The sequence below is a fragment of the Bradyrhizobium sp. ORS 111 genome (genome assembly GCF_045571485.1).
Classification (GTDB): Bacteria; Pseudomonadota; Alphaproteobacteria; order Rhizobiales; family Xanthobacteraceae; genus Bradyrhizobium.
This window is the reverse complement of sequence record NZ_CP120701.1, coordinates 5,296,667-5,309,280: the sequence shown is the minus strand read 5'-3', so window position 1 is coordinate 5,309,280 and position 12,614 is coordinate 5,296,667. Positions and strand designations below refer to the sequence as shown.

The window sequence follows — 12,614 nt, the reverse complement described above, 5'->3', positions numbered from 1 at the left end:
CGGGCGGGCGGCCAAGCCAAACAGTTGTTTTGGGGATGTTGAACCCTATTCGAGGTCCGGCAGACGGAAAATACCGTCGGTGGAAACCTGGGCCAGCGCGTCGGCGACACGGCGTCCGGCGATCAGGCGATTGGGAACGATCTCGGCCAGCGGCACCAGCACGAAGGCGCGCTCGAACAGGCGCGGGTGCGGCAGGATCAGTTCCGGCTTGTCCAGCTTGATGTCGTCATAGGCGATCATGTCGAGGTCGAGGGTGCGCGGACCCCAGCGCCGTTCGTTGGCGCGGTCGCGGCCGAACCTGGTCTCGATCTTGTGCAGCGTGAACAGCAGCGCATGCGGATCGAGGCTGGTCTCGATCTCGATGCAGGCGTTGATGAAGCTCTGCTGCTGCTCCTCTCCCCAGGGCGGCGTCGAATAATCCGACGAGCGCGCCAGCAGGGCGGCCTGCGCCATGCCGCAGATATTGGCGATGGCCTTGCGGAACGTCGCGCGGACGTCGCCGACATTGCCGCCGAGCGCGATCAGGACGCTAGCCATGGGCCGGCGGATGCCGTGAGCGCGTCAGCACCACGCCGACGTCGTCGAAGATCGCGGCGATCGGAGCGTGCGGCTTGTGGACTGTGACCTTGACGGCCCTGATGCGCGGAAATGCGCTGAGGATGTCATCGGCCACCGCGCCGGCGGCGCGCTCCAGGAGCTTGTAGTTGGTGGTCTTGAATGCCGACGTCGCGGTCGCCACCACGTTGGAATAGGACACGGTATCGGACAGGCGGTCGGTGCGCGAGGACTCCGAGAGATCGGTATAGAGTTCGAGGTCGATGACGAAACGCTGCCCGACCTCGGTCTCATGTTCCATCACGCCATGACGGGCATGGATGACGATCCCGGTGATGAAGATCGTATCGGTCATTGCTGTCCCTCGATTGCCGCAGCCACCCGAAGCGCCTGCACGGTTTCCGCGACATCGTGCGTGCGGATGATGCGGGCGCCCTTCTGTGCGGCGATCAGATGCGCCGCGATCGAACCGCCGATCCGCTCTTGCGGCTCCGACGGCACAACCGTGCTGATGAAGCGCTTGCGCGACGCGCCGACCAGCACCGGCAGGTGGAACGTGTCGAGCTCGGAGAGCCGCGCCAGCACCCTCATGCTCTGCTCGTGGGTCTTGCCGAAGCCAATGCCGGGATCGAGCACGATCTGGTCGGACGATATGCCGGCCCTGGCCGCAATGTCGAGCGAGCGGGTGAAGAACGCCGCGATGTCCTGCATGATATCGGTGGTAGGGTCGGCCTGCTCGCGATTATGCATGATGATCACGGGCACGCCGCGCGCGGCGACGAGAGGGGCCATGCCGCTGTCGCGCTGCAGGCCCCAGACGTCATTCGCGATCGCGGCACCCTGGTCGAGAGCCCAGGCCACGACCTCCGACTTCAGGCTGTCGATCGAGACCGGCACGCCGAGCGCGACGACGTCGGGCAGCACCGGCTTCAGCCGCTTCAACTCGTCGTCTGCCGAGACCGGCTGAGAGCCGTACGGGCGGGTCGACTCCGCGCCGATATCGATGATGTCGGCGCCGTCAGCAATCAGCTTGCGAGCCTGCGCCAGCGCCAGCTCGGGTGCAATGAACTGGCCGCCATCCGAGAATGAATCCGGCGTCACGTTCAAGATGCCCATCACGGCTGGATAGGGCTTGGACAGCAACGCCGGCAGCAGCGCGCGTCCGGTCGGGCCGGCCGCGGCTGACGCTATGGGCTTGGTCGCCATCATGCGGTCGCTTTGCGCTGACAGCGCCGGCAAGTCAAGGCATGGCCGGCGCCGGGTGGCGACCTGGAGACGTCAGGCGGGCTAGTAGGTGATCTTGGGAGGCAGCTTGCGTGCCTGCTCGATGAGCAGCTCGACCGACTTCTCGGACGGCATGACGCGGACGAGCTTCCGCTTGAGATTGGCGTCCTTCATGCTCTGCGCCAGCCGCGACGGATTGCGGTGCGCGAGCTCGCGCACCGTGGTGACACCGGCGGCGCGCATCAGGCCGACCTTCGCCCTGCCCATGCCGGGAATCCGCATGTAGTCGGAGATGTTGGCCCAGTCGAGCAATTGCTGTTCGCTGATCCCGGTCTTGGCCGCGAGCGCCTTGCGTCCCTTGACGGTGCGGGCGGCTTCAAGCAGCGCTTCGGTCGTGCGGATACCCTGTGATTTCAGTTTTGCTGCGCAATAGGGGGACAGGCCTTCGATCTCGGAAAGGGGGTATGTCATGATACTCGTATGCAGGTAGAAGGGAGCGTATCGGCAAGGCGTGAGAGGTGCTTCAGGCAAACTGGCTGAGGCCCGGCGTCCCCGAGATGATCTCGCCCATTTGATCGGCTCCGATTTTGTCGCGGCCGAACACGAAAAGTTCACGCGCGACATTTTGAATTTCGCTCATGCTCAAGCCGAGCGCCATCAGTCGGGTGCCGACGGCCATCAGTCCGCCAACCATCAACCGCGATAGACCACCGCTGTTGCTGGATGCGGCGATTGCCGCTTCGGCGCCGGGGATTTGGTCGATGAGAGCCTGGACTTTGTCGGAAGGCCCCTCGTTACGGAGGAAACCAAGGACGATGCCGATGGTTTTCTCAGCGACAACGCCATCGATGCCGGCCTTCGCGGCCAGCCGTCCAACCAGTTCGTCCATCTTGCCCCGCCTCATCCGGTTCTTGCCGGATACTTCTTAACAATTCATCTTGAGCGCCTGTGCCACGAATTACAAGCGATCCGCGCATTTCAGTCGGCTTTCTTTTTCGATCGCATTGTGAGTGTTGCACCGATGCAAGAGTGAGCGCCGGATTCACGCCATCTTGTCGCAATGCGCAATCCTTTTCTTCACGCGACAGGGAAGAAAGTATGAGGAACCTCCGGGGCGACAATAGATGTCAGCGCGCGCTGGCAGTTTCATTCGACCGGCAAGATGCAATATGATTGCTGCGGTTCGGTAACTGAAGCCGATCTAATCTGCGCGAAGAGACGAAGCGATGGCGACTTCCGACAACAAACTGGCCGATACCGATGAGAAGATCTTTATCGGCAAAGGTGACGAGACAGCGTGGCTGACGCTCGCGCTGGCCAACCGGCACGGTCTTGTGACCGGCGCGACGGGAACGGGAAAGACCGTCTCGCTTCAAGTCATGGCAGAAGGGTTTGCGCGCGCCGGTGTCCCGGTCTTCGCGGCCGATATCAAAGGCGATCTTTCCGGCATCTCCGAAGTCGGCGAGGCCAAGGACTTTATTGTCAAGCGCGCCAAGGAAATGGGGCTGACCTTCCAGCCGGATCAATTCTCGACCATTTTCTGGGACGTATTCGGCGAGCAGGGACATCCGGTGCGCGCCACCGTCACCGAAATGGGTCCGCTGTTGCTCTCGCGCATGCTCGATCTCAACGACGTGCAGGAAGGCGTGCTCAACGTTGCCTTCCGTGTCGCCGACGAGAACGGCCTCGCACTGATCGACATGAAGGACCTGCGCGCTCTGCTCGATGCGATCGCCCCCGACGGCAGCAAGAAGGCGGCCGACGACGAGGAAGATGCGCTGGCGGCGCTGCGCAAGGCTGCACAAAGCTACGGCAACGTGTCCAAGGCGACGGTTGGCACCATTCAACGTCAGCTCTTGGTGCTCGAGAACCAGGGCGGCACGAAATTCTTCGGCGAGCCGGCGCTGTCGCTGAAGGATTTCATGCGAACCGATCGCGACGGCCGCGGCATGGTCAACATTCTCGTGGCCGACAAGCTGATGCAGAGCCCGCGGCTTTACGCCACGTTCCTGCTCTGGATGCTCTCGGAGTTGTTCGAGGAATTGCCGGAGGCCGGCGACCTGCCGAAGCCCAAGCTGGTGTTCTTCTTCGACGAGGCGCATCTATTGTTCAACGATGCGCCAAAGGCGCTGATGGACAAGATCGAGCAGGTGGTGCGGCTGATCCGCTCCAAGGGCGTCGGCGTCTACTTCGTCACGCAAAATCCGATCGACGTGCCGGACAAGGTGCTGGCGCAGCTCGGCAACCGCGTGCAGCATGCGCTGCGCGCGTTCACGCCGCGTGACCAGAAGGCCGTTGCAGCGGCCGCCGAAACGTTTCGGCCCAATCCGAAGCTCAACACCGCGCGCGTGATCATGGAGCTCGGCAAAGGCGAGGCGCTGGTATCGTTCCTCGAGGGTGGCGGCACGCCGTCGATGGTCGAGCGCATCCTGGTTCGGCCGCCATCGGCACGGATCGGACCGATCACGCCCGAGGAGCGCAAGGCGATCATGGATGCGAGCCCGGTGAAGGGCAAATACGACACCGCGATCGACGCCGAATCCGCCTACGAGATCATCCAGAAGCGTCTCGCCGGAACGGCGGCGCCGGCGGAGGGGACGGAGGATGGCGGCATTCTCGGTCACATCGGCGCAATTGCCGGCGCGATCTTCGGGACCAATGTCAAGCGTGGCCGGCTATCGACCGGCCAGTTGATCGCGCGCAATGTCACCCGCTCGGTCACGAACAAGGTGGTCGGTGGCGTGGTTGCCGATCTCGGCAAGTCGGTCGGCGGCTCCATCGGCGGGTCGATCGGTCGCTCGCTCGTGCGCGGTGCGCTCGGCGGACTGCTGCGCCGATAGCGCCCCGTGCTGCGCCCAACGATGAGTGCGGCCCCGGCGCTTTGCCTGCGGCGGCCGCCGGGCTACAACCTGGTGCCACGTTCACCAACAGGATGTCCGCGATGTCCAACGCCAAGCTGCAGCCGGTCCTCGACCACATCGACGCCGATTTCGACAACAGCCTCGAGCGGCTGTTCACGCTCCTGAGGATCAAGTCAATCTCGGCCGACCCGGCCTTCGCCAAGGACTGCAAGGCGGCCGCCAGTCATCTCGCCGCGGATCTTGCAGCGCTCGGCTTCCAGGCCGAGGTGCGATCGACTGCGGGCCATCCGGCCGTGGTCGGCAAGTTCACCGGCAGCACCGATGGGCGCCCGCATGTGCTGTTCTACGGCCATTACGACGTGCAGCCGGTCGATCCACTGAACCTCTGGCATCGGCCGCCGTTCGAGCCTGTGGTCACCGACCACGCCGACGGCCGCAAGATCATCGTCGCGCGCGGCGCCGAGGACGACAAGGGTCAACTCATGACCTTCGTCGAGGCGTGCCGTGCCTGGAAGACGGTGACGGGGTCGTTGCCGGTCGACATCACCGTCATCATCGAGGGCGAGGAGGAGGTCGGCTCGAAGAACTTCGTGCCGTTCCTGGAGGCGAACAAGGCCGAGCTGAAGGCCGATTTCGCGCTGGTCTGCGACACCGGCATGTGGGATCCGAACACACCGGCGATCACGACCGCGTTGCGCGGACTGGTGTATGACGAGGTCAAGATCAAGGCCGCCAATCGCGACCTGCATTCCGGCGTGTTCGGCGGCGGCGCGCAGAATCCGATCCGCGTGCTGACGCGGATCCTCGGTGGTCTGCACGACGAGAACGGCCACATCACCATCGCCGGTTTCTATGACGGCGTGAAGGATCTGCCACCGGATATCCTGGCGCAGTGGAAGAAGCTCAATCTGACGCCGGAGAGCTTCCTCAAGCCGATCGGCCTCTCGGTGCCGGCCGGGGAGAAGGACAGGCTCCTGATCGAGCAGGTGTCCTCGCGTCCGACCTGCGACATCAACGGCATCATCGGCGGCTATACCGGCGAAGGCTCGAAGACCGTGATCCCGGCCGAGGCGTCGGCGAAAATTTCATTCCGCCTCGTCGAGGGACAGGACCCGGGGAAGATCCTGCACGCGTTCCGCGATTACGTCAGGGCGCGCCTGCCGGCGGATTGCAAGGCGGAGTTCACCGACCACTCCGTTGCGCCGGCGATCGCACTCGACTGGAACATGAAGCCGCTCGCCGCCGCCCGGCGCGCGTTGACCGACGAATGGGGTAAGGAGGCGCTCTTGATCGGCTCCGGCGCCTCGATTCCAATCGTTGCCGACTTCAAGCGCACGCTCGGCCTCGACAGCGTTCTGGTCGGCTTCGGCCTCGACGACGACAACATTCATTCGCCGAATGAGAAGTACGATCTCAAGAGCTTCCACAAGGGCATCCGCTCGTGGGCGCGAATTCTCGCGGCCTTCGCGGACGCCAAATAGGCGAAGCACCCGCCCAACGCAAAAACGCCGCCCGGAATTGGGCGGCGTTCAATGGAATGTAGGATGGGTAGAGCGAAGCGAAACCCATCGCTTCGCCGCCGTCGTGAATAATGATCACCTATCGCCGCAATTTCCTCGCAGGAGGCAGCTTCTTCTTCACGGTCAACCTTGAGGACCGGCGACTGCGATTGCTGACCGAGCACGTCGATCAATTGCGCGCCGCCTTCCGCGAGACGCGCGGGCGTCATCCTTTCACGGTGGAGGCGATAGTCATCTTGCCTGATCACCTCCACACCGTCTGGAGCCTGCCGGAAAGAGATGCTGACTATGCGACCCGTTGGCGACAAATTAAATCGAGATTTTCCCGAGGTATTCCCCGCGACGAAGTCATTTCAGACAGCCGCGCCGCCAAAGGGGAGCGCGGCATCTGGCAAAGGCGGTACTGGGAGCACACGATTCGAGACGAGAACGACTTCTCTCGTCACGTTGACTATGTGCATATCAATCCGCTCAAGCATGGCCTTGTGAAGCGGGTGAAGGATTGGCCCTATTCGTCGTTTCACCGCATGGTCAAGCTCGGCATCTACCCTGACGATTGGGGTGGTGATGCAAAGACGTTGAACGGGGCATTCGGCGAGCGGTCGTGATGTCATCAATGATGGGTTTCGCTGCGCTCTACCCATCCTACGAGCTACGAGGATTCTCGCGGCCTTCGCGGACGCCAAATAGGCGAAGCACCCGCCCAACGCAAAAACGCCGCCCGGAATTGGGCGGCGTTTGATTCCGATAGTGCAGAGGGTGTTGCTGCTAATCTATGCGAAGATTGTGAAAATTCAACTGCGATAGCCGGGATTGACCCGGTCGAGCTTGCGCAACAGCGGCGGCCACACGAGCTGGGTCGAGCGCAGCTCGGCGCGGTCGGGGTTGGACAAGAGCTCGGTGTTCTTGTCGATCGCCTGCTGTTCCACCGGATAGGCGCTTGCCCCGAGCGCGCGGGTCGCCACCTGCATCGAGCAGGCCCGCTCCAGATGGTACATGCGCTCGAACGCCGAGGCGACCGAGCGGCCCACCGTCAGCGTGCCGTGATTACGCAGCAGCATGTGGTTCTTGGTGCCGAGGTCGCGCTGCAGGCGCGGGCGCTCGTCATGGTCGAGCGCGATGCCTTCGTAGTCGTGATAGGCGAGGTCATGGGTGACGAGCTGCGCGGTCTGGTTCAGCGGCAGCAATCCCTCGGGGCTCGACGACACCGCGGTGCCGTCGATCGTGTGCAGATGGAGCACGCAGCCGGCATCCTCGCGCACCTCGTGGATCGCCGAGTGGATGGTGAAGCCGGCCGGATTGATGCTGTACTCGCTCTGGGAAAGCTGGTTGCCGTCGAGATCGACCTTGACCAGGCTCGATGCGGTGATTTCGTCGAACATCAGGCCGTAGGGGTTGATCAGGAAGTGATGGTCCGGTCCAGGCACCCGGGCGGAGATGTGGGTGTCGACCAGATCGTCCCAGCCATGGAGGGCAACCAGGCGGTAGCAGGCGGCAAGGTTGACCCGCTGCTCCCACTCCGCTGCGCTCATATCCGACGGCACTTCCTTCAGGCGCGCTTCCGCTGGCGACATGGTCGATCTGCTCCGTTGATGGCTGTTCGAGGGAAGCCTAGCGTTGCGGCCCGACCCCAGCAAGGCCGCGCTCCGGCGTGACAGTCATGCCGTCGTGTGACGGCTGCGGCGATCAGGAACGATCATGCTCCGACACTGCGCCTGAGCGCGATGGATCTGCTGTGCCGGCGTCGGCGCTCAGGGAGCCGGGATCGTGAGCAGGCTGGAGATGCTGCGGCCGCGGATATCATAGACGCGGGCGAACACCACGTCGTCGCGCTTGATCTCGACCAGCACGGGCGCGGCCAGACCCTTGCAGTAGAACTCGCCGAGCGTCATGGCGAAGTCGGCGCCGTTGCTGTCCCAGCCGATCGTGAAGTCGGGGCCGAGCGCGACCTGGGCCGGCCGCTGCGGACCGCAGACCGCGACCTTCCATTTGCGGTCCTGCGGCGGCACCTCCTGCCGCTCGGCCAACTGCTCGCGCAGCCCGTCCGAAGCCTGCTTCAGCGCGAGGCCCCAGTAGTCCAGCATGAAGTAGTTGTCGGCGGTCCGTACCGTGCCGGCGATGTGGTTGAAGTGCGTGTACTGATACGGGTGCAAGCGGATCATTTCGCTGAGCGGCAGCAGCAGGCCGAACGCGAACACCGCGAGCGCGGCCGGCTGCCAGGCGCGGCGGTTCTCGCCGAGCCAATCGACGCCGCGCGCGAATGCGACGCCGGCCAGCACGGTCATCGGCGGAATCACGAAGATGAAATGACGGATGCCGTTGTAGAGCGCCGGCCGCTTCACCATCGCGATGACGAGCGGCAGCATCGCCGCCAGCGTCAGCATCAGCATCACGGTCTTGCGCCGCGCCGGCACCTCCTTGCGCGACAGCGAGGTCAAGGCGATGACGACGGCCGCGATCAGCAGTACCAGCAGCACCTCGGGAAGCTGCAGCGCGAACAGGGTCGGCAGATAGGACCAGGGCATGTCCGGCACTGACACCAGCGCGCCGTCGAACATCTCCTTCCACGGCTTCTCGAAGAAGTGCGAGAAGTAGGTCACCGCTTCCAGCGGATGGCCGGGCTCCATGATCGACCACGGCCAGATCAGGCCCATCACGAGATAGCCGAACACGAGCCCCGGCAGCAGCATGTAGACCACATGCGCGAAGCGGCGCAGCGCCTCACCCGTGCCCTGATTGCGGCACTCATCGATCCATAGCGGGATGAAGCCGATGGCCGCATAGATCAGCGCGAGCCCGCCGAGCACCCGGCATCCGAGTGACAGGCCGGCACCGAAGCCGACGATCAGAACCGTGCGTGGCGAGGGGGCCGGATATTCTTCCGCCAAGCGGACGAGGCCCATGATCAGGATCACCATCGCCACGGCAAACGGCGCATCCTTCGGGTTCATGAACATATGACCGTAGAAGGTCGGACACAGCGCCAGCAGCAGGAGCGCCGCCAGCCCGGCCAGCGGACCGCCGACCCGACGTGCCAGCCGCCAGGTGACCGCGAGCCCGATCACACCGACGATGGCGCCGACCAGCCGGCGCGTCTCGAACAGCTCCAGCGGAACGATCTTGTGCAGCAAGGCGGCCGCCATATCGAAGCCGCCGCCGTACATATAGAGATTGGCAAAGGATAGCGCGCCGGTGTCCTTGAAGCCGGAACCGTACATGCGCAGCAGGAGGTCGGCGTATTCGGCGTGGGTGTAGTCGTCCCATCCCAGTCCGTAATCGCGAAAGGTGAGACCAGCGATCACGGCGACCACGCCGAGGACGAGAATGGCGAGATCGTCGCAAGTCTTTTCCACCGAGCGCCGCGCAGGCGTATCGATGGCAGACGTCGTAATGGATGACATGGCTAGCGGTACCGGCGTCCCTGTGGCCCAGTTGGCGCTTTAGGGCCTCATTCCCCGGCGTCCATATAGCGCAGTTCCATTTCCAAGTAATTGGTAATTGTGGCGTAATTTCCCGGAAGCGTTGCAATAAATTAGCAGTATTTCGTAGACAGTAGATCTACGGGAATCGTTGCCGGGAGCGCCAGCGCCGATCCCGGCAGGAGCGCTATCCTGCCGGCGGTAATGAGATTTTCGGGAACACTGTCCACAGTTGGCGGTTGGCGGTGTGGGCAATATGACGGTATCGTGGCGTTGGTGGCTACGCCGATTTTTACGCGGGCCGCCCGGGGGTTAGTTCGATGATGGTTGCTCTGTTGGTCGTCGGCGCGGGCCTTGTCCTGGCGGGCTTGGCGGCGATCGGCCTGGGAATTCCCAATAAGGAATTCAGCGTCGGCAGCACGTTGATCATGGCTGGAGTCACCGGCGTGTGCACCGGCGCCATCGTGCTGGCGATCGCCGTGGCCGTCCGGGAGCTCCAGAATATCGCCCGGCGGCTGGGCGCCGTTGCGGCAGGTGCCCGGTCCGAGTTCCCGCTGCCGGAGACCCCGAGCTTCCCGCGTGGCCCCGTTCCGGGGGACATCCCGTTCCAGCGCGAGCCGCAGGCCGTGATGCCTCCGCCGCTGGCCCCAGCAGCGGCTCCTGCCGCTCCGACGGCCTCGCCACCACCCTGGGCCGAAGAAATCGCGTCCCGCGGCACGCCAGGCGAGGTGCCGTCCGCGCCAGCCGGGGCCGCTCCGGAGGCCGCCTCCGCGCCGCCCAGGCGACGGAACTTGTTGTTTTCCTCGACCTCGCGGAAGGAGCGTGAGCGTGCCCAAGGCCGGACCGCGGAGCCGCTGCCTCCCGATCTGCTGTCGCCGGAGCTTCGCCCCCATCCCACCGCGCCCGGCGAGTCCTCACCCAGCTTCGAAGATGCCTGGCCGAAGGCGGAACGGCCGCGGTCGGTCGATGTCGCTCCGCGGCGCGGGGCCCGCACGCCGTCGACGTTCGGCGAGGCGCAAGCTGCTCCGCCATCGCCCGGCCACCCGCCGGCGCCCCAGGAACAGCCCCCGGTGACGGTGCTGAAGTCCGGTGTCGTGGACGGAATGGCCTATTCGCTCTACTCGGACGGCTCAATCGAGGCGCAGATGCCAGAGGGCATGATGCGGTTTGCCTCAATTGACGAACTCCGGTCGCATCTGGAGCAGCGGCCTTGAGCTGAGGCCAATACTTGCGACAAGCCCGGCTTTGAAGCCAGGACTCGCCATTCTTGTCAGATTCCCGGTCGTTCGCTCATATTCGCAAAGTAATACGAGATTCTGCGCATGTATTGCCGCGGCCGGATACTGATCGGTCGGCGCGCCGTGCCGCGCCCTTCGAGGACATAGGGAAAGGTTGAGCCATGTCGGATACGTCAGGCAAGAGTCCGGTCGAACTGACGGCGAACATCGTGTCGGCCTATCTCAGCAACAATCCGACGCCCGCCTCGGATATTCCCAACCTGATCAGCCAGGTCCACGCCGCGCTGCTGCGCGTTGCGACGGGCCGCAACGAGACACCGCTGGAGCCGGCCAAGCCGGCGGTGTCGATGAAGAAGTCGATTACGCCGGAATATCTGGTGTGCCTTGAAGACGGCAAGCGCTTCAAATCGCTCAAGCGCCATTTGCGGACGCAGTACAACATGACGCCGGAGCAGTATCGCGACAAATGGGGGCTACCGGCCGACTATCCGATGGTCGCGCCGAACTACGCAGTGGCGCGTTCGCAACTCGCCAAGAAGATGGGACTGGGCCAGCAGGCGCGGAAGAAAAAGTAGGGCGCGTCGACGCGGCGTGGACCGCGGTTCCCCTACGCGGCGGACGCCAGCGCCTCGCGTGCATCATTGCGGATACGCTCGACCATTGACCGCAGGCCGTTGGAACGCTGCGGCGTCAGGTGGTCGCGGAAGCCGAACTCATCGAACAGCGCGAGCGCATCGGTGGCCAGGATCTCTTTCGGGGTATGTCCGGAAAACAGGGTCAGCACGATCGCGACCAGGCCGCGCACGATATGCGCGTCGCTGTCGCCGAGATAGATCAGCCGCGGCTCGCCGTTGGCGTCGCGGTCGACCCGCTTGGACAGCCAGACCTGGCTGACACAGCCCTGCACCTTGTTGGCAGTCGAATACTCTTCCTTGGGCAGGGGCTCGAGTGCACGGCCAAGCTCGATGACGTAGCGGTAACGGTCGTCCCACTCGTCGAGCAGCGAAAAATTGTCCCTGATGTCGTCGATCGTCGTCATTACGGCCCGCGTTTCGTTCTTGGCGGTTATATAGGAAGGCGGGCCGCGAATGCGACGGAAATGGACCTGGTTCCCCGGTTAATTTGCGGTTATGGCGCCGACGGCGGGTGAAATTCGATCGCCTGATCGTCTGCCGTCAGGGTGTCGCGCGATGCGGCGACGGCCGTGGCGCCGTCCGTATCGTCCCGGTCGATCGAGCCGGTGTGGTCGGGAGGCTTCTTGTCGGTGATGATCTGGTAGAGCTTGCGCGCTCCGTCGGTCGCGCGCTGGCCGATCGCGGTCGCGGCCTGGCCGCCCACCTCGCAAGCAGCAGGTTGACGTTTGCAGAACTGGCCCATGTCGCTGATGGTTGCAGTCGCCGCCGATACCGCGTCCGATGCGCTGATCTGCGGCGCATTGTCCGATTCAGGTGTTTTGTCCCTCGGCAGGAGCACGAGCACCAGCCCGAGCCAGAATGCCAAGCGCAACAGGAAAAACATGGCGCGACCCCGGTCGTCTGTCTTGTCTTTTGCTTCACATGCGGTCGATGCCGCATTTGGCTCACAGGTAGCATCGCTCGATAAATCGGAAGTGTTTGCATTGAGGTAAACTCGCCGAAAATCGCCCTGATTTGATTCGGCGTAAATTTTCGATTGATGGTGTCCAGCGGTACCGGATGCACGGCATCGGCCGCGTCCACCATTTCGAAACCATAGATCGTCAGGTCCGGAAACCTGCCGTTCACCATCCCTGACAAATGCGCGGTGAATAGCGCGGCA

Annotated in this window: 14 protein-coding genes; 5 read left to right on the top strand and 9 right to left on the bottom strand. The window is 63.8% G+C overall.

Annotation, left to right across the window (positions count from 1 at the left end; genetic code table 11):
• Positions 1-45 precede the first annotated feature (45 nt).
• From folK to P6U30_RS24625, 5 genes are all read right to left on the bottom strand, one after another.
• On the bottom strand, positions 46-537 hold the full coding sequence (gene folK, locus P6U30_RS24645) for a 2-amino-4-hydroxy-6-hydroxymethyldihydropteridine diphosphokinase (protein ID WP_407165477.1): 492 nt from the start codon (positions 535-537) through the stop codon (positions 46-48).
• A complete protein-coding gene (gene folB / locus P6U30_RS24640) occupies positions 530-910 on the bottom strand; it encodes a dihydroneopterin aldolase (RefSeq protein WP_407147387.1) in 381 nt (126 codons plus the stop codon). Before folB ends, folK begins: the two co-directional genes overlap by 8 nt.
• Positions 907-1,764, bottom strand: coding sequence for a dihydropteroate synthase (gene folP / locus P6U30_RS24635; RefSeq protein WP_407165476.1), 858 nt, complete (start codon positions 1,762-1,764; stop codon positions 907-909). The genes folB and folP overlap by 4 nt, the downstream gene beginning before the upstream one ends.
• 78 nt (positions 1,765-1,842) lie before the next feature.
• Complete coding sequence (locus P6U30_RS24630) at positions 1,843-2,250, bottom strand: DUF4332 domain-containing protein (protein ID WP_407165475.1); 408 nt, start codon at positions 2,248-2,250, stop codon at positions 1,843-1,845.
• A 52-nt stretch (positions 2,251-2,302) separates the two neighbouring features.
• Positions 2,303-2,668: a DUF2267 domain-containing protein gene (locus tag P6U30_RS24625; protein ID WP_407165474.1), complete on the bottom strand. Its 366-nt coding sequence runs from the start codon at positions 2,666-2,668 to the stop codon at positions 2,303-2,305.
• Between the two features lie 337 nt (positions 2,669-3,005).
• Between P6U30_RS24625 and P6U30_RS24620 the strand changes: the two genes are divergently transcribed.
• From P6U30_RS24620 to P6U30_RS24610, 3 genes are all read left to right on the top strand, one after another.
• Entirely contained in the window at positions 3,006-4,619 is a 1,614-nt protein-coding gene (locus P6U30_RS24620; protein ID WP_407165473.1) for a helicase HerA-like domain-containing protein, read from the top strand.
• Positions 4,620-4,720: 101 nt separating this feature from the next.
• On the top strand, positions 4,721-6,121 hold the full coding sequence (locus tag P6U30_RS24615) for a M20/M25/M40 family metallo-hydrolase (protein WP_407165472.1): 1,401 nt from the start codon (positions 4,721-4,723) through the stop codon (positions 6,119-6,121).
• Positions 6,122-6,231: 110 nt separating this feature from the next.
• Positions 6,232-6,768 (top strand): REP-associated tyrosine transposase, encoded by a 537-nt coding sequence (locus P6U30_RS24610; RefSeq protein ID WP_407165471.1) that lies wholly within the window; start codon positions 6,232-6,234, stop codon positions 6,766-6,768.
• Positions 6,769-6,954: 186 nt separating this feature from the next.
• Here P6U30_RS24610 and P6U30_RS24605 read toward each other — a convergent pair whose 3' ends face one another.
• Entirely contained in the window at positions 6,955-7,734 is a 780-nt protein-coding gene (locus tag P6U30_RS24605; protein WP_407165470.1) for a class II aldolase/adducin family protein, read from the bottom strand.
• A gap of 177 nt (positions 7,735-7,911) precedes the next feature.
• Positions 7,912-9,561 carry a glycosyltransferase family 39 protein gene (locus P6U30_RS24600; protein ID WP_407165469.1) on the bottom strand — a complete coding sequence of 550 codons (1,650 nt, stop codon included), beginning with the start codon at positions 9,559-9,561 and terminating at the stop codon, positions 7,912-7,914.
• 338 nt (positions 9,562-9,899) lie between these two features.
• Here P6U30_RS24600 and P6U30_RS24595 point away from each other — a divergent pair, with 338 nt between their 5' ends.
• Together P6U30_RS24595 and P6U30_RS24590 are read left to right on the top strand one after the other, a co-directional pair.
• Entirely contained in the window at positions 9,900-10,793 is an 894-nt protein-coding gene (locus P6U30_RS24595) for a DUF308 domain-containing protein (protein ID WP_407165468.1), read from the top strand.
• 185 nt (positions 10,794-10,978) lie between these two features.
• The gene (locus P6U30_RS24590; RefSeq protein WP_407165467.1) at positions 10,979-11,392 is read left to right on the top strand and encodes a MucR family transcriptional regulator; all 414 of its coding nucleotides are present in this window, start codon (positions 10,979-10,981) and stop codon (positions 11,390-11,392) included.
• A gap of 32 nt (positions 11,393-11,424) precedes the next feature.
• On the opposite strand, the gene P6U30_RS24585 is transcribed toward P6U30_RS24590, so the two are convergent.
• Positions 11,425-11,856, bottom strand: a complete 432-nt coding sequence (locus P6U30_RS24585; RefSeq protein WP_407165466.1) for a SufE family protein — start codon at positions 11,854-11,856, stop codon at positions 11,425-11,427.
• 89 nt (positions 11,857-11,945) lie between these two features.
• On the bottom strand, positions 11,946-12,335 hold the full coding sequence (locus tag P6U30_RS24580) for a DUF5330 domain-containing protein (RefSeq protein WP_407165465.1): 390 nt from the start codon (positions 12,333-12,335) through the stop codon (positions 11,946-11,948).
• Positions 12,336-12,614: the final 279 nt, after the last annotated feature.

Bases quoted from the DNA above. Each gene is read 5' to 3' on its own strand.
- folK (WP_407165477.1), bottom strand. From the start codon at position 537: ATGGCTAGCGTCCTGATCGCGCTCGGCGGCAATGTCGGCGACGTCCGC.
- folB (WP_407147387.1), bottom strand. From the start codon at position 910: ATGACCGATACGATCTTCATCACCGGGATCGTCATCCATGCCCGTCAT.
- folP (WP_407165476.1), bottom strand. From the start codon at position 1,764: ATGATGGCGACCAAGCCCATAGCGTCAGCCGCGGCCGGCCCGACCGGA.
- P6U30_RS24630 (WP_407165475.1), bottom strand. From the start codon at position 2,250: ATGACATACCCCCTTTCCGAGATCGAAGGCCTGTCCCCCTATTGCGCA.
- P6U30_RS24625 (WP_407165474.1), bottom strand. From the start codon at position 2,668: ATGGACGAACTGGTTGGACGGCTGGCCGCGAAGGCCGGCATCGATGGC.
- P6U30_RS24620 (WP_407165473.1), top strand. From the start codon at position 3,006: ATGGCGACTTCCGACAACAAACTGGCCGATACCGATGAGAAGATCTTT.
- P6U30_RS24615 (WP_407165472.1), top strand. From the start codon at position 4,721: ATGTCCAACGCCAAGCTGCAGCCGGTCCTCGACCACATCGACGCCGAT.
- P6U30_RS24610 (WP_407165471.1), top strand. From the start codon at position 6,232: ATGATCACCTATCGCCGCAATTTCCTCGCAGGAGGCAGCTTCTTCTTC.
- P6U30_RS24605 (WP_407165470.1), bottom strand. From the start codon at position 7,734: ATGTCGCCAGCGGAAGCGCGCCTGAAGGAAGTGCCGTCGGATATGAGC.
- P6U30_RS24600 (WP_407165469.1), bottom strand. From the start codon at position 9,561: ATGTCATCCATTACGACGTCTGCCATCGATACGCCTGCGCGGCGCTCG.
- P6U30_RS24595 (WP_407165468.1), top strand. From the start codon at position 9,900: ATGATGGTTGCTCTGTTGGTCGTCGGCGCGGGCCTTGTCCTGGCGGGC.
- P6U30_RS24590 (WP_407165467.1), top strand. From the start codon at position 10,979: ATGTCGGATACGTCAGGCAAGAGTCCGGTCGAACTGACGGCGAACATC.
- P6U30_RS24585 (WP_407165466.1), bottom strand. From the start codon at position 11,856: ATGACGACGATCGACGACATCAGGGACAATTTTTCGCTGCTCGACGAG.
- P6U30_RS24580 (WP_407165465.1), bottom strand. From the start codon at position 12,335: ATGTTTTTCCTGTTGCGCTTGGCATTCTGGCTCGGGCTGGTGCTCGTG.